The organism is Methylobacterium sp. Leaf112 (assembly GCF_001423295.1).
In the GTDB taxonomy this organism is placed as follows: Bacteria; Pseudomonadota; Alphaproteobacteria; order Rhizobiales; family Beijerinckiaceae; genus Methylobacterium.
This window is the reverse complement of record NZ_LMNG01000003.1, coordinates 138862-153951: the sequence shown is the minus strand read 5'-3', so window position 1 is coordinate 153951 and position 15090 is coordinate 138862. Positions and strand designations below refer to the sequence as shown.

Here is a 15090-nt window from a genome sequence, read left to right as displayed (position 1 = left end):
GCTCCGCACCCGTCTTCTGACCTCGCCGCATGTCCAGCTCCTTCGGTCCTGGCTGATCCTCTCAATCAGCCCGGTCCAAAGCCAGCCAGTCACGTCACATGTCCTTGGCCCGCTCGAACGCCTCCCGAAGGCAATCCACCGCCCCAGGCTCCTCGAAGGCGACGCGCTCGCGATGCACGACCAGCATGCCTCGCTCCGCCCAGCGGTCGAGCTGCGTTCCGACCGGATGCGGTGCGCCGTCATCCGGTTCGATCAGGATCACCCTCCGCAGGCGCCGCGGCACCGGCACGGCGCGCTGGGCGTTCCACGACCCGTCAGCTTCGAGGCTGGCCCGGACGGCGGCATCGTCCTTTGCCCAGGTTCGCAGCGTGATGCCCCTGTCGAGGCCGATGACGCGGACGGTGAGACCGAGCACCGGGTCCATCGTCAGGGTCACCATCAGGGTGTGGGACCCGACGAGATCGTCCGGATGGAGCAGCATCCCGGAGGCCTGCTCGATCAGGGTGGTGAAGTGGCCGGGCACGAAGAGCGTGAGCGGTCCGGGCCGGTGGCTGTCGAGGGCGCGCGCCTTGAACAGCCAGGCTCCTGGATGGCCTGGGGGCTGACTGGCGTCCGCTCCGAGAGAGAGGCCGGTCGGCTCGAAGGCGCAAGCGGAAGCGTCCGCGCCGGTGGGCACGTCATGGTGTGTCATTTGAGGATCTTCATCGTTGAGGAGAGGGGCGAAGGCGCCTCACCGACGTCCCGCGAGCGCTGTTCGAGCGCCGCGGTCCGTTCTTCCTGTCCTCCAGGGGTTTTTAGCGAAGGTGCCTTCGCCAGATTGTCCCTGTCTAATCCCCATCTTCCTCAGCGAGCCGGCCGCGCAGGCGGGGGCTCGCCTCGAACTATCTCGTTTCACACCATCATCGCGCCCGTCGTACCCGATGGCGCAATGCTCAGCTGAGATCGGCAGCTGTCGACCCCTGGCCGATCCTCGGAAGGTCCGCTTCCAGGCTGTCGAAACAGAGGCCAACGACCGGGTCGGGTGGATTTTTGCCGGTCTGCTTTCGGGCGTGATGGTGGAAGAAGCGGACACCTGGGTGTGCTTTCCACGAACACCCAGGGGCTCTCACAATTCGTTCTCAGGGCAGGCTGACCAAAGAACCATTGATTAGGAACAAGCGTCCCGTAGGACGCCTGTTTGTTGCTCAGCCAATCGGTGACTTCAGTTCGCCCGGGCAACCTCAACGAGGTTGTCCGAGAACGACGGGGCGTGGCCCATGTCGGTGAAGGCCCCCGACGAGATGCTGTTGACCGTGCCTTCGTTGAGCTGGCGCCAGTAGCCCAGCGTCGCCACCACGATGCCGGCCTTCACGTCCTCGGTGATGCGCGCCACGCCCTTGAAGGCCCCCCGGTCGTTGGCAACCTGCACTCTGTCGCCATCACGGATGCCACGTGCGTCGGCATCATGCTGGCTGATCATCACGAACTGTTCGCCCTGGCCCTTCTGCTTGTCTTCCATGTTCGCGTAGCAGGAGTTCAGGAAGTAGTGGCTTTTGGGCGAGACGATGTTGAGCGGGAAGCGCTTGGCCAGCTCCGGGTCGTTGGTGTGGGACTCGCGCGGGCCGAGGTAGTCGGGCAGGGGATCGAGCGCCTCGCCGGGCTGGAAGCCCTCGTACATCTGCCGGAACGGCGGCGCGACAAAGTTCGTGGCACCCTCGACCATGAACATGCATTTGCCGGTCGGCGTCGGAAAGTTTCCTTCCTTATGCGGGGCACGGTCGTCCGGCGTGCCGACCTTCAGCCGGGCAAAGCCATGCTCGCGCATGTACTGGAGGTCGATGCCCTCGCAGGCCGGGGCGTTCCAGTCGACGTAGTGCTCCAGGCACTCCGTGTCGGTCCACTTGAAGTTCTCTTCCTCGAAGCCGAGCCGGGCGGCGAGCTGGCGGAAGATCTCGTTGTTCGGGATCGCCTCGCCGGGCGCCTCCGCGCACTTGGTGTTGTAGGTGAGATAAAGGTGGCCCCACGACAGGATCATGTCCTCCATCTCCGCGCCCATCGTCGCCGGAAGCACGATGTCGGCGTAGGACGCCGTGTCCGAGAGGAAGTGCTCGGCCGAGACCATGAACAGGTCCTCGCGCATCAGCCCGGCAACGATCTTGTCGGTCTCGGGCGCCTGCGTGACCGGGTTCGAGTTCCAGCACATCATCGACATGATCGGCGGGTCGAGCTTCAGCTCGCCGGTGAGCGCGCGTCCGATCTGCAGGTTGCTGATGACGCGGGTGCCTTCTGGGATTAGGTCGGGCCGGCACATCACGTCGAACTTGTAGGGGTGCTCCCAGACGCCGAACTGCGTGACGCCACCACCGACATGGCGCCAGGCGCCGGTCAACGCCGGGATGGATGACACCGCCCGGATGGTCTGGCCGCCGCCGTAGTGCCGCTCCAGCGCCACGCCCATGCGGATGCCCACCGGCTGCTCGGTCGCAATCTCGCGGGCGAGCTTGCGGATGTCCTCGGCCGAGACGCCGGTGATGTCGGCGGCCCATTCCGGCGTGCGGGTGCTCGCCCGCTCCTTCAGCTCCTCGAAGCCGACCGTGTAGTTGTCGACGTAGTCCTGGTCGACGAGGCCTTGTTCGATGATCGAGTTGATCAGCGCCATGGCGAGCGCGCCGTCCGTGCCGGGCTTCGGCGCGATGTGCCAGTCGGCCGCCTTGGCGGTGCGCGAGGCGTAGGTGTCGATGACGACGACCTTGGCGCCTTGTCTCTGGGCGTCCTTCACGATGGCCCAGTGGTGCAGGTTCGTGCTGACCGAGTTGCAGGCCCAGATCACGATGTACTTCGAGTGGATGTAGCTGTCCGGATCGAGGCCCGCCGTTGGGCCGACGGTGAGCAGCCAGGCCGTGCACGAGCCCTCGCCGCAAAAGGTGCGCTCGGTCACGGTAGCGCCCATGCGGTTGAAGAACGCGTCGCCGCCGTTCAGCCCGTGCACCAAGCCCTGGTTGCCGAGGTAGCTGTAGGGCGCGATGGCCTCGGGCCCGTACTGGTCGATGATCGCCTTCCAGCGCGTGACGATGGTGTCCAGCGCCTCGTCCCAGGTGATGCGCTCGAACTGCTTGGAGCCCTTCGGGCCGACGCGCTTCATCGGGTAGAGCAGCCGATCGGGATGGTAATGGCGCTTCTCGTAATCCTTCAGCTTCACGCAGAGGCCGCCGCGGGTCATCGGATGATCCGGGTTGCCGCGGACGCCGAGCAGCTCCCCGTCCTTGACCTCGAAAATCATTGAGCAGGTGTCTGGGCAGTCGTGCGGGCAGCCGCCGAAGAAGGTTTCGGTGATGCTCTCAGCCTCGGCGACGAGCAGGGAGTCGGGCTTGACGATCTCGTTCATGTTTCCTCCACGGCCGAGCGTCTCGCTTTATTGTTCTAGCGAGCCGGCCCGGCCAGCAGGAAGGATGCACTTAAGTGCGAACAATTCCAAGTTTCGGTCTCACCTAGGCGCGAAGCCGGCGTGGGTTCGTGGGGCTAACATATTTGCAGCGCCGTCACGGACGACAGGGAACGCTCCGTGGATGGCAACGCTCAAAGGAATTCGAACCGACGTCCGCTTCGTGGTGGCCGGGAATCGTCTCGAAGCGGCGAGGTTGAGTCGAGCTCTGCCAGTCCGCTCTACGACTGGACAGGGTGGATTGTTGCCTGTCCGCTTTGAGGCTGTTGATAAGCACCGAAGTTTAACCCTAGCGGAAATCCACTTAATACTTTGATTTTTTGATGCAATATGTGATTGAAGTGGGGGTCACGATCGGCGCCGATCGTGACCCCCACTTCATATTAAGAATTCCGAATAGAAGCAATGTTTTAAGAAATATTGGGGGTGGGGTTATCCTTCGAAGCTTTTTCACACGCTGAGCGGCAATGTAAAGAACAGTGCTCTCCTCACGCCTAACGTAGAGAAGGCGATATCTGGGGATGTCACAGAGAAGGGGTATGCCCTGATCTGAGGTCCCCACCCCGTTCAGTCAGAAGCGGTCTCTCGCCTCCTCCCCAACAATCTAATCCACTAAACTTGACGAAGAGCCGCTTTCCAGGGGGTAGGCCAAGGGTCCTTATCCAATTTCAGCAGCTCTTGGTCAGCACGACGCGGCCACCTCAGAACGAGAGTTTCATCCCGCCCACGATGTTGCGCGGTGCGCCAGCGAAAATCGAACCGGGCGTTGCGGCGAGGACAGCGGCGCCGTTCTGAAGGCCCGTTCCAGCATTTAGCGTGTTGGCGAGATTGAGGGCGGACGCGACATAGGTGCGATTGAGGACGTTGCGGACTTCCAAATAGACGTTGACGCGTCTGGCAGACGGGCCGGGCAGCTCGGCAGCGTAATGCACGTTGGCGTTGAGGATCGTGTAGCCGGGGGCGGTCAGCAGGTTGGCCGTGTCGATGAAGACATCGTCCTGCGCCACGGCTTCCAGGAACGTTCCAAATCCACGAAATGGGCCGCCGACCTGCTCGTAGCCAATTCGTACCAGTCCGTGATGGCGGGGAACGCCCGGGATACGCTTGCCGGCCTGGTCGAACGCCGCGGTCAGCTTGCCCGCGCTCAGGCTCTCGACGAAGCGGGTGTAGACCTGATCGTCGAACCCGTAGGAAAGGGTGGCGCGCCAACCCGAACCGAGAGCCCATTCGCCACCAAGTTCGAGGCCGCGATGCAGCGAGGCCGGGGCGTTGAACGTGGAGGTGAGACGGCCGGCGCCCTGCGACTGAGTGATGAGTTCGTTGCGAAAGGCCTCCACGAAGCCTGTGAGGCTGATGCGCAGTGGCTCCACCGGGGTCCAGTCGATGCCGAGGTCGGAGCCGAGCGCCTCCTGCGTTCGCAGGCCTGTGTTATTGCCCGGAAGGCCGGCGGCGGTCACGAACAGGCTGGTTGCGCCCGGATCCGAGTAGCCAGTCGCGACCCGGCCCCGGAATGACCATTCGAGATTTGGCCGGTAGACGAGGGCGAGTTCCGGCGCGAGGTTGAACCGGTCGCGGTCGACGATCACGAGCGACTCGGTTCGACCGGCGGTGGAATAGCCGTAAGCGGCGTTGCGGCCGGTGATCCCGGTTCGTTCGGCGCTGATCCCCAGCACCCCGGTCCAGGCATCCGACAGGGCAATGTCGGTCCGGGCCCGCCCGCCGAGATTTGATTGCACAGCAAATTGTTCGCCAATGAAGGCGCCCAGGGCTGGCCCGCCCGTCGGCGCCCGATTGAAGACGGTCGAGTGGGAATCGACGGTGCTGTAGGCGAGGGTCATGGAACTCACGGCGGGCAGGCCGAACCATGTGCCGCGCCGGGTGAGGTCGGTGAGGAGGTTCCACGACGGAAAGCTGCCGCGCACGGAAGTGGTGTAGAACGGCTGGTCGAAGTTTCGCTCGTCGAAACCGGCCTGGACGCGCCACGTGGTCGCCGCATCGAGATCGTGTTCGAACCGGGCGGCCACGATGGTGCGGCGGTCGTCACGCCCGAAAGCCGCCTGACTCGCCGTCACCGGGACCGTGGCCCCGAATGCTCCATTCGCGAACAGATTGGTCAGGACGCAGCCAGATGCGGCCGTGGCGGCAGTCCCGCAATGGCGCTGGAACGGGTTGATCCGGTACTGGTCGCGGGACGCGCGGGCGGGCAAGTCGGCCTGGATGGTGTTGTTGATCACCTTCAGGGTGAAGCGGGTGTCCGGGGTCAGTGTGTAGCGCGCGGTGAGATCAACCGTTTGGATGTCGTAGGCGGTGTTGTCCTGGACGCTGCGTCCGCGCGCGTCGCTCGTGAACAGAGCGATCTCCACTGGCCCGCGCACGCCCCCGACCGTGAAATAGCGGTTGAGATAGCCGAAGCTGCCGGCATCGGTGCCGATCTCGTAGCCGTCGATCTCGCGACCGGTGCGGGTGCGCAGGGCGATGGCTCCCCCGGTCGCGTAGTTTCCGAACAGCGCAGATTGCGGCCCCCGGAACACCTCGAGGCCGGCATACGCGCGGGGATCGACGAGGTCGAGGCGCGAAACGCCGTCGGGCTGGGTCAGGGGGAAGCCATCCTCCAGGATTACGGTGTTGCGCATGACCCGCCCGGCCCGGGCATTGCTGCCACGGATGGAGACGATCACGTCGCGCGCGCCGTTGTCCTGCCGCAGGACGACGCCCGGACTGTCGAGAAGGACCGTGCCGATCGTCGGCGCCGCGCGGTTCGCGATGGCCCCCTCGCGGCCGATGCGCGTGACGGATTCCCCCGTCGTACCTTCCACGGGGGCAGGCGCCGAACCCTTAAGCGAGGCGGCCCCAGGGGCGACACGGCCAGGCGCCGTATCGGCGACAATGGACAACTCGGCGAGAGTGGCTTGATTGCGCGCCGCGGACGCTTCGGCGCCGATCGGTATGACGAGAAACAGAAGGGCGCCGCCGATCCTCACGTCGCCCGACACGTCAGAGGGTTCGCAGATCGACCGTAGTCCGTTCCGGAGGAAAACTCAGTCGCGGAGGCGCTCATTGTCTTGCACAAAGCTCTTCGAGCGGTCGAAATCGCCCCGAATGATTAGAGGTCTTCTAGAAGTTCGCGCGTTACGACGGTCGTTTGAATCGTTAAATTCGAGATTCCACCGAATCGCGTCGCGCGGCCGAGATCCCGATGCAATCGATGCTATCGGTGATATTTCTACACGCTGTCGCTGATTTTTCTCGTTCACATTCTCTTGTTCTGCCGCCCAGAGCTTCCGATCCGGCTTGTCGTCCCATCCGGCATGGTGAAGAAGGCCGTCCCCTCCGGACGGATGTAGTCTGAGGGAGGCGCCGCAGCGCGTCCCGAATAGGAACGCCGTCATTCCCGCACCCGCCTCACACGAACGTCGATCCGTCATCCGCGCGTCGCCGATCCGCCTCTGGCCCGGCGTCTACCTTCTTGCGGCGACGCACCTTATCGCCTTCGCCGACCGGTTCCTGATCACCCTCGTGGCCCCGGCCATGAAGACCGCGTTGGGATTAAGCGACTTCGAGGTCGGTCTTGTGCAAGGTACAGCGTTCGTAGCGGTGTTCGTCCTCGCCTCGATCCTGTGCGGCGGGCTCGTCGACCGCCTCCATCGGCCCCGCTTCATCGCGGCTAGCATCCTGGTCTGGAGCGCGGCATCCGTGGCCTGCGGTCTCGCGACCTCCTTCAGCGAGCTGATCGGCGCTCGTATGCTGCTCGGCCTCGGCCAAGCCTGCCTGACACCCTTGGCCCTTTCCCTCATCGCCGAGCGCCAGGGGCGAGCCCGGCTCGGGCGCGGCATCTCCATCTACACCGCCGGGGCCACCCTCGGCCGCAGCTCCGCTCTCCTGGCCGGTGGCGGTCTGCTCGCCGTCCTGCCGGCGACCATCGCGTTCGTCCCGCCCTTCGGCCCGTTGCCGCCCTGGCGGGCGATCTTCGTCCTGAGCTGCCTTCCCAATCTCGTTCTGGCGACACTCTACCTCGTCCTGTCCGACCCGGACCGCGTGCGGACGTCAAGGCAGGATCGACCGCGTCGGCATGCGCTTGCTTGGCTCGCCCGGCACGCCCGGCGCTATGCTGCCCACACCGTCGCCAGCGCCGCGACGATCCTCATCGTCCAATCCGTCAACGCCTGGGCCGTGGTCCTCTACGTGCGCCGCTTCGGCCTCAGCATGGCGGAGGCAGGCAGTGCCTTCGGCCTCGTCGTGGTCCTGGCGGCTCCGATGGGTCACCTGGCGGGCGGCTGGATCATCGATAGGCTCGCACGATCCCGTCCGCGCACCGCCGCGATCCTGGTTCTCGCCGGGTGCCTTGCGATCACCCCACCCATCGTGGCCGTGTTCGGCCTGTCGGATCGCGTCGCGGTCTCCTTAACGGCGCTCGCGGGCCTCATCTTCCTACTCGGCCTCGCCGCGCCCGCCGGTCTTCTCGGCCTTCAGACCATGACACCGAAGCCCCTGCGCGGCCGGATCACCTCTCTGTTCATCGCCGCCGTCACGGCCGTGGGTTTCGGCATAGGGCCACCCTCGATCGGTGCCTTGAGCGACCGGCTGTCTGACAATGGGGGGATCGGGCTGGCCATCGTCGTCGTCGTGACCGTCGCCGCCCTCCTAGGGTTGAGCGGCGCCCTGGCGGGGCTGCGCCGCCGCGCGTAACGTGGACACTCGGAAAATACGTCTTCGCTCGGTCAAACGATGGGACGGAACCCGGATGGGATGAATGTGGTTCGAAATCAGCCGGGATGGTATGGTTTCGCCCCGTCGGGTTTACGGGCCGTCGCCCATCCTTCCAAAAACAGGCCATGCTCAGACGCGCCGCATCGGACGAGTTCGAAACCTACCACGATCTCTATTCCGTCGCTTCCTCGGTCTCGCGGGTTGGTGATCGGTTCGAGGCGACCGTCATAGGGCGTCGCGCCGCCGGATTGTTCCTGTTCGATCGGCAGGTCGTCGGGGTAGTCCATCAGCGGGAGGGCTCGCGAGCCCGGCGTGATGGACTCGAGCATCTGAACCTTCAGGTATTGCGGTCGGGCCGTATGCTTGCCGGCGCGCCGGGGAACGAGCGCCTCCTCGCCGCCGGCGACGTCGTTCTGTTCGACACCACGCTTCCGCAACGTACGGTCCTGCACGACGCCGACTTCGTCACCGTTGCGTTGTCCCGGGAAGTCGTCGAAGCCGTGGTCCCAAACCTACGCAGTCTTCACGGTGCCGTTCTCTCGAGGAAGGCCTGCCCAGGGCTCGGCGTGGCCGTACTGTCCCTGGCCCGGGGGGCGTCCGGGTCCGCCGATGCTCCTCTCGGGGGGAGCGCGCTGATTGCCGGTTTGATCGCGGACGGCATGGATCGCTCTGGACGATACGTCACCGATCGGGATCGCGACGAAGAAGAAATACAGGCCGCACGGCGACTGCGTGCGTCGCTGTTCATCGATGCCCATCTCGGGCGGCACGACCTCGATGTAGGCCTGGTTGCGACCGGCTCCGGGGTTTCCCGCAGTGCGCTCTACCGGGCCTTCGACCCGGTGGGTGGCGTCAAGGGCGAAATCGTCCGGCGCCGGGTAGCCCGCCTACGCTCCGCGATCCTGCGGGGCGACAGGCTTACCCCGATCGCGACCCTGGCGTGGAACCTCGGCTTTTCATCGGCCAGTCACGGCTCGCGCACCTTCATGGCGGCCTACGGGGTACCACCCGCGCAATTCCGCGACGCCATGCTGCGTCCTGAGGACAGCGCCGTGGGCGACCTCAAGGCAGAACACATGCGCGGCTGGGTCGAGGTCCTGAACGCCAAGTCGTCGAGGGTCTGAGCCGCGCGACCGGCACGATGCGCCCCGAGGTGGCGTTTGTCTCCCGAAAATTTCATCGTCCATCCCGAACGATGCCGTGGGTCCCTATATAAGATTGGAGATGCTCAGACAATACGCGCCTTCGTACCCCGAGGTACCAGCGAGGGGTGCGCGTTGTTCGATACACCCGTTCGAAAGCGAACCTAAACGCCACACGTGAGCGTTTGGTGCCGGGTATGGCGCCGCGATCGCCTGATTAAGCATACGAGAAGATCCGTGCGCAGCGCACGAACGTGAGATCATTCCTCTTAAGAATTTCCCCCTACGTATAGTTCTGTAATCCGTAGTTGCCCCGTCGATAACGGAGATTAAATTTTGTTACGCAAGGGAGCATAAAATCATGTTCTTCCGGCTTATGACGCCTGCCGTCCGAACGGTACTCCTGACCACATGCGGACTCATCGTCGCCACGAGCCCATCGGCAGCCGAAACGAGCATCTTTTCACGGCAAGCGGCTTTTGTGGATCGAGGCGCAATCAGTCTCGACGATGCTTCCTGCCTTCGTCAGAACTGCTTCACAACGCCACTTTTTTCGGCTTGGGACTATGATCGGGGCGATCCGACTTACTTGTTCGGTACGAAGGAGCAAGCAGCTCAGGGAAGGGCCGCCCCGAGAACTACGACGGTTTTAGAGGCGCCGGCAAGTAATAGCCTTCGCAGCACACGTGGTGATGGTGCCATGTTGTCGACACAGCAGATCGGAACGGGCAATCGCATCCTATCCGTTCAGGATTCAATGGGGTTCGCACTGAACGCAGTCTTCACGCAAGCAGGACAGGACAATCAGATTACCGGGTTGCAGCAAGGGGGCTTCAATATCGCAATCATCGCCCAGAGTGGCAGTCAAAACATTTCCTCTTTCACCCAGACTGGCATCGGAAACACGTTGACCGCCAGACAACGTTGAAGCAGCGTGAAGTCTTGGATTTACGTCGCAGCCGAGTTGAATTCGGAAAAGCTCGGATCGAACCCACTTGACCAAAGACTAATCGTTACCGGCCGTCAATGCATCTCCCAATCACTCTGGAGCTACCCGCCCTTTACCGGTCGAACACGATCGAATTGGGGTTCGAGCGAATGACGCCGCCGGCCTTGCCGGCCTCCGGCAGCCAATTGTTCACGCGCTTGGGCGTCCCTGCCTTCGGCGTGGCGACTGCGGGAGATGTGTTCGGGCGCCCTTCGACCTGGGGCTGTACGACGTCTGCCGACGGTAAGAGCAACTGATCCGATGGCCTCTGGATGCGTCCGGCGAAGCTGTCGACACACCGCCTAAGCGAGACCGGATCGGTGAGCAGCGTGCAGTCGTTGACGTTGTTAATCGTCTGGGCCGCCGCCGCCCAAGGAGCAAGCCCTATGACGAGGGGGGCCAGCGCCGCGAGTCTGCGGATCCCACCGGCCCTCGCCGAGATCGTGGTGCTTGTTCCGGTCGGCAACGCGGCGGTCATCATCGCTTCTGGGCAGGGTTCACCTGCAGGATCTCGATGCTGTTCGGCTCCCCCGGCCTCTGTGCTTTCCGTGGCGGTGCCACGGGTGGCGGGCTGGCCACCGGAGCCGGCGGGCCGGACACGGCCGCGGATTGCCCTCCCGGGCCGGGCGGCGGCGGAGCCATGCGGCCGTTCAGGCGGCCGAAGCGCACGCGCACGGTCTCGATGCGCTGCGCCGCGGTATCGAAGACGCACTCGTAGGTGATACGGACCCATTCGCGCTGCGGGCTCATGAACCGGATCGAGTCGCCCTTGTAGCGAATAGCGGCCTCGCTCGGCGCGGGCGGATCGGCCTCTTGGAAGATTCCCCCGAAGGGACGGGTCAGCCACTCGAAGTCGAACGGCGCCTCGTTCTCGATTCGCGGGGCGCAGGCCTGCGCCGCCCGCTCCGCGTTGGCGCGGACGCAACCAGCATCGCAGACCGGCGCACGGGCGTCGCCGGGTGGGGTGTTCGCCGCAGGCGGCGGCGTCTCGGCTTTGGGCGCCGGTGCGACGGCCTCGGCGGCCGCCAGGGGAAGCGGTTGAACCGCGAGGAGAACGGTCAAGGCCAGGCTGCCTAGGCGAGCGCCCGGCCGTCGCGGCGCCGCGGGGCCGGAAGACCGCCGACCGGGAACCATGCAGTGCACTCTCGAATTGATCATTGTGCTTGGCTCAGCTTATCCGAATGATTTGGAAAGCAGTGTCGGAAGAACCGGGATCACGGGACATCGGTCACATGCGCCACGCTCTGTCGGCTTTGATGGGATGCCTGATCCTGAGTCCGTCTGCGGGACTGGCACAGTCCGGGATCGAATACAGGTCGCCATCGAGCGTGAACGATTGCACCTTCGTAAAAGACCCGACCGCCCTGCGCGATTGCCTCGATTTCGTCGAAGGCCGACGTGTCGGCCCGCGCATCGTGACCAGCGCCGGCGCTCCACCCGTGCCGCCGACACTGATCCGGGAGGCTGCCCCGTCCGCGCCGAGCGCACGGACGGACCGCAACTTGCGCGAAGCCCCACCCGCGAGCGTTGATCCTGTCCGGGTCGAGCAGATCGGGTCGGGCCGTGGGACGCGCCCCGGTCAGTAGATTTGCCGCACGAAACAGGTTTGCCCCCGCTCGTTCATGAGGTCGCACAACGCTTGTTCGGATTGGACGACCCGCTCCGCAGTCTTTGTCTTGGCGCTCCGGACAGTCAGGGCGACGTCCGTCTTGGATGACGGCGTTTTCGCGGGCGCCCTCGGTGGAAGGACGATGGCCGAAGCGGCCCCGGCGCGGTCCGGTCCGACCGTCGCGGAGCGCGGTGCCGCGGGCTCGCTGGACGGACCGACGAGGGCCGTCCACTGCGCGGCACCCAGTGCCGTGGAGATCCGCCCGGCGGGCGACCAGCTCTCGACCTCCCGGCCGGTGATAGCGCGGACATAGGCGCGGGTTTCGAGGGGCATTGCGGCCATGCCGCCGAGCCAGCGGTCGACCCGCCCGGGACCGGCATTGTAGGCGGCGGCGGCAAGGCCGAGATTGCCGAAACGGGACGTGTGATCCCGGAGGAGTTCGGCCGCCTTGAGTACCGCCGCCTGGGGATCGAACGGATCGGAGAGGCCACGCTCGAGGGCGGTGGCCGGCATGAACTGGGCGATGCCGAGGGCGCCCTTGGGGCTCACCGCATCAGGGCGCAAGCCGCTTTCTCTCACGAGGAGCCTGTACAGGAAGTCGTAGGGTAGGCCGGCGCGGGATGCTGCATCGGCAATGAGAGGGGCAATTTGGAGGGTGGTCCCCCGCGTATGGGGGTTTGGCCAGAGTTGCGTCCCGCCGCCGAACGTGCCGGTCGCGCCGATCCGCAGGAAACTGGCGGTGGCGGGCGCAGCGACATTATCTGACAAGCGGAGATCGATTCCGCCCGCGACGGCAGTCACGGCGAGCGCCGACGAGGCGGCTTTCAGGTGATCCTCCTTTCGCACGGGTCCCATCGAGCAGACACAGGCAACGGCCGTCAGAAACAGGCGCAGACGAACGGGCATCGTTAGTTCTTCGCGGCCACGATCGTTTCGGACGGCGGCGCCAAGGTGGCGGCGTCGACGAGGGGCGGAATCTTGTCGCGGAACTGATGCTCCTCAATGAGACGGCGTCCGACGAACGGGTCGCGGAACCGCCACAGGCCCTTTTCGGCCCCCTCCAGCACCGTCGAGTAGACGGCGAGTTCAATGGCTTCGCGCACGGCCATCTGGGTCGGCTCATTGCGGGTGATGCCCGCCTCGAGTTCGAGGAGCTTGTTCAGGGCGACGTATCGGAAGGTGCCGGCATTGAGGGCGATGGAGTAGATCGTCTTCGTCACCGTGACGCTGTTGAGCACTTCGCCGGTCTGGACCGAGACGATGCGCATGCCGACCGTCACCACATCGCGTCGGTACTTCGTGTCGCCACCGATGCCGAGGTAGCGCGCGCCGAGTCCGCCCGTGATCGTGTTGGCGTCGTAGGCGAGGATGCCGCCCTCGACGATGAGGCCCGCGAACCGGATCGGCGGCAGCGGCTTGGCGTTGTCGGGGGCGAATTCCTGCCGTGTCGCCCGGATGAGCTGACGCTCCTGCAGCACGTTGGCGAGGCCGCCGCGCTCCACCACGCGGAACCAGCGGCCGTTGCCGGCGCGGCGCAGGGCATCCACGGCGAACGCCGCGCCCCCTTGGGTCACGGCGCGGGAATACTCGGCGATGTTGTCGCTCGGCTTATTCTGCCCGGTGAGGTCGGGAAAGCTGTAGATCGCGATGTCGATGCTGCGCAGGGGCGGCGGCAGGGTTTCGAGGTTGAGGCCCGTGGGGGATTGGGGAGTCACCGTGGGTGCCTCCATGAGCGGCCCTTCGACCAGGCCAATGGGCGAGCAAGCGGCGGCCGACGCGACGGCCATGGCCGCCGCGAGGCCCCGACAGACATGGATGATACGCACTGGAACCCCCGACCCCGATCGCCGTCTCTGGCCGACGGCTCATTCAACTCACATGGTCTCGTCGTTATGGCGCGCTCGGAACCGTCACCGTGGTCACCGACTGTCCGTCGTTGATCGTCACCTGAACGTTGCCACCGATCCTGACGAAGCCGATGGTCGTTCCCTGGAACGCGAAGCTGCCGCTGGTCTGGGCATTCTCGCCGAAGATCGATTGGGTGATGCGGTTGGCAAGCGAGCTGTAGAGCTGGGACTGCAGCTGTTGCGCGAAGATCTGCCCCGGTGTCTGTGCCGTGCTGGTGGATTGGAGCGCGCTGCCGATCTGCTGCCGGCGCTGTTCCTCGCGCTGGTAGAAGTTCTGGGCGCTCGCCTCCGATTGCAGCCAGGAGCCGTTCAGGGGGCTGCCGCCGAAGGCCGGGTTGACCGGCTGATACACGAGGCTGCCGGCCTGCGCGGCGGAAGCCGTCACGGCGAGGCAGGCGAGGAGAACAAGGTGGCGGATAATCATGGGAAAAACCCTCAGCGAACCTGACGAACAGTGATTGTGCGGTTCGACCCAACATCCGAGATGGTGTTCGATAGGTTCGAGCCGATCTGCTGGCTGACGATGGTGTTGTTCTGGCCGGTGGCGCTGATGCTCGAGGTGTTGCCGTTGCCGACCTGCTCGATCCCGAGCCGGTTGCCGCCGCCGTTCACCGCCGACACGTTCGCCGTGTTGAGGTTTCCGGACTGCATGAGGGTGAAGGTGGTCTGGTCCGCCGCCACGGAGACGCCGGCGCGGTTACCGCTGCCGATCTGCGTCTGCGTCGTCGAAACGCCGTGCCCCTGGGTCTCCAGGGTGACCGAATTCGATTGGCCCGACTGATTGACCATGGTGCGGTCCGCCCCGTCGGAGAGCAGCGGAATCGGGATCGTCTCGCCGCCGATGACGGCGTAACCCTGGACGGGCGCCGCCGTCTGTGCCTGGAGCGGCGCGAGGGCGAGGCCGAGGAGCCCGGATGCGGCGGCGAGCCGGACGGCCGTCTTTTCAAAGGCGTTCATTGCCATCCTCGCATTCGGCAGTCTTGCCATTGGACATCACGACGAGGTGAGCATGAAAGCGCGCGCCCACCTCGAGGGAGAACGTCATTTCGCCGATCTTGCTGGCCTGTGGCGGGTCGATTTCAAATAATCCACCCTGGTTAAGGATCGACGAACCAGACGGACCTGATTTGACCACCTTCAATCTATAGCTTCCACCACGAACGGAGTCGGAAAAAACCATACCTCCGAGGGAGACCGTGCCGTTCTCGACATTCTGAGTCAATGTACAGCGTAGGGCCGGCGGCTCCGGCGGCGGAACTTGTGGCATGATGTACCTTCAAGGACACGGAACGGATCGAAGCCGGTACTGTCGAGTA

Annotated in this window: 13 protein-coding genes; 3 read left to right on the top strand and 10 right to left on the bottom strand. The window is 64.8% G+C overall.

The window, feature by feature from the left end; all coding sequences use genetic code 11:
- Positions 1-94: 94 nt before the first annotated feature.
- The 3 genes from ASF52_RS03620 to ASF52_RS03610 all read right to left on the bottom strand — a co-directional run bounded on the left by ASF52_RS03620 (position 95) and on the right by ASF52_RS03610 (position 6414).
- A complete protein-coding gene (locus ASF52_RS03620) occupies positions 95-691 on the bottom strand; it encodes a hypothetical protein (protein ID WP_056167720.1) in 597 nt (198 codons plus the stop codon).
- Between the two features lie 510 nt (positions 692-1201).
- Positions 1202-3364 carry a molybdopterin-containing oxidoreductase family protein gene (locus tag ASF52_RS03615; protein ID WP_056167717.1) on the bottom strand — a complete coding sequence of 721 codons (2163 nt, stop codon included), beginning with the start codon at positions 3362-3364 and terminating at the stop codon, positions 1202-1204.
- A gap of 758 nt (positions 3365-4122) precedes the next feature.
- A complete protein-coding gene (locus ASF52_RS03610) occupies positions 4123-6414 on the bottom strand; it encodes a TonB-dependent receptor family protein (RefSeq protein ID WP_056167714.1) in 2292 nt (763 codons plus the stop codon).
- A gap of 352 nt (positions 6415-6766) precedes the next feature.
- On the opposite strand from ASF52_RS03610, the gene ASF52_RS03605 reads away from it, so the two are divergent.
- From ASF52_RS03605 to ASF52_RS22410, 3 genes are all read left to right on the top strand, one after another.
- Positions 6767-8107, top strand: coding sequence for an MFS transporter (locus ASF52_RS03605; RefSeq protein ID WP_082515174.1), 1341 nt, complete (start codon positions 6767-6769; stop codon positions 8105-8107).
- 146 nt (positions 8108-8253) lie between these two features.
- Positions 8254-9252: a helix-turn-helix domain-containing protein gene (locus ASF52_RS03600; RefSeq protein ID WP_162241014.1), complete on the top strand. Its 999-nt coding sequence runs from the start codon at positions 8254-8256 to the stop codon at positions 9250-9252.
- 379 nt (positions 9253-9631) lie between these two features.
- Positions 9632-10198, top strand: coding sequence for a hypothetical protein (locus ASF52_RS22410; RefSeq protein WP_156629959.1), 567 nt, complete (start codon positions 9632-9634; stop codon positions 10196-10198).
- 133 nt (positions 10199-10331) lie between these two features.
- Here ASF52_RS22410 and ASF52_RS22405 read toward each other — a convergent pair whose 3' ends face one another.
- From ASF52_RS22405 to csgH, 7 genes are all read right to left on the bottom strand, one after another.
- A complete protein-coding gene (locus tag ASF52_RS22405; protein WP_156629958.1) occupies positions 10332-10736 on the bottom strand; it encodes a hypothetical protein in 405 nt (134 codons plus the stop codon).
- Positions 10736-11320: a hypothetical protein gene (locus ASF52_RS03595; RefSeq protein WP_056167705.1), complete on the bottom strand. Its 585-nt coding sequence runs from the start codon at positions 11318-11320 to the stop codon at positions 10736-10738. The genes ASF52_RS22405 and ASF52_RS03595 overlap by 1 nt, the downstream gene beginning before the upstream one ends.
- Before the next feature lie 517 nt (positions 11321-11837).
- The gene (locus tag ASF52_RS03590; RefSeq protein ID WP_056167702.1) at positions 11838-12773 is read right to left on the bottom strand and encodes a lytic transglycosylase domain-containing protein; all 936 of its coding nucleotides are present in this window, start codon (positions 12771-12773) and stop codon (positions 11838-11840) included.
- 2 nt (positions 12774-12775) lie between these two features.
- Positions 12776-13654: a CsgG/HfaB family protein gene (locus ASF52_RS03585; RefSeq protein WP_056167791.1), complete on the bottom strand. Its 879-nt coding sequence runs from the start codon at positions 13652-13654 to the stop codon at positions 12776-12778.
- Positions 13655-13757: 103 nt separating this feature from the next.
- Positions 13758-14198: a curli production assembly/transport component CsgF gene (locus tag ASF52_RS03580; protein WP_200937379.1), complete on the bottom strand. Its 441-nt coding sequence runs from the start codon at positions 14196-14198 to the stop codon at positions 13758-13760.
- A gap of 11 nt (positions 14199-14209) precedes the next feature.
- A complete protein-coding gene (locus tag ASF52_RS03575) occupies positions 14210-14731 on the bottom strand; it encodes a hypothetical protein (protein ID WP_056167699.1) in 522 nt (173 codons plus the stop codon).
- Complete coding sequence (gene csgH / locus ASF52_RS22400; RefSeq protein ID WP_156629957.1) at positions 14718-15041, bottom strand: curli-like amyloid fiber formation chaperone CsgH; 324 nt, start codon at positions 15039-15041, stop codon at positions 14718-14720. Before csgH ends, ASF52_RS03575 begins: the two co-directional genes overlap by 14 nt.
- Between the last annotated feature and the right edge of the window lie 49 nt (positions 15042-15090).

Excerpts from the sequence above, each read along its gene's own strand:
- ASF52_RS03620 (WP_056167720.1), bottom strand. The coding sequence starts at position 691 with ATGACACACCATGACGTGCCCACCGGCGCGGACGCTTCCGCTTGCGCC.
- ASF52_RS03615 (WP_056167717.1), bottom strand. The coding sequence starts at position 3,364 with ATGAACGAGATCGTCAAGCCCGACTCCCTGCTCGTCGCCGAGGCTGAG.
- ASF52_RS03600 (WP_162241014.1), top strand. The coding sequence starts at position 8,254 with ATGCTCAGACGCGCCGCATCGGACGAGTTCGAAACCTACCACGATCTC.
- ASF52_RS22410 (WP_156629959.1), top strand. The coding sequence starts at position 9,632 with ATGTTCTTCCGGCTTATGACGCCTGCCGTCCGAACGGTACTCCTGACC.
- ASF52_RS22405 (WP_156629958.1), bottom strand. The coding sequence starts at position 10,736 with ATGACCGCCGCGTTGCCGACCGGAACAAGCACCACGATCTCGGCGAGG.
- ASF52_RS03590 (WP_056167702.1), bottom strand. The coding sequence starts at position 12,773 with ATGCCCGTTCGTCTGCGCCTGTTTCTGACGGCCGTTGCCTGTGTCTGC.
- ASF52_RS03585 (WP_056167791.1), bottom strand. The coding sequence starts at position 13,654 with ATGGCCGTCGCGTCGGCCGCCGCTTGCTCGCCCATTGGCCTGGTCGAA.
- ASF52_RS03580 (WP_200937379.1), bottom strand. The coding sequence starts at position 14,198 with ATGATTATCCGCCACCTTGTTCTCCTCGCCTGCCTCGCCGTGACGGCT.
- ASF52_RS03575 (WP_056167699.1), bottom strand. The coding sequence starts at position 14,731 with ATGAACGCCTTTGAAAAGACGGCCGTCCGGCTCGCCGCCGCATCCGGG.
- csgH (WP_156629957.1), bottom strand. The coding sequence starts at position 15,041 with ATGCCACAAGTTCCGCCGCCGGAGCCGCCGGCCCTACGCTGTACATTG.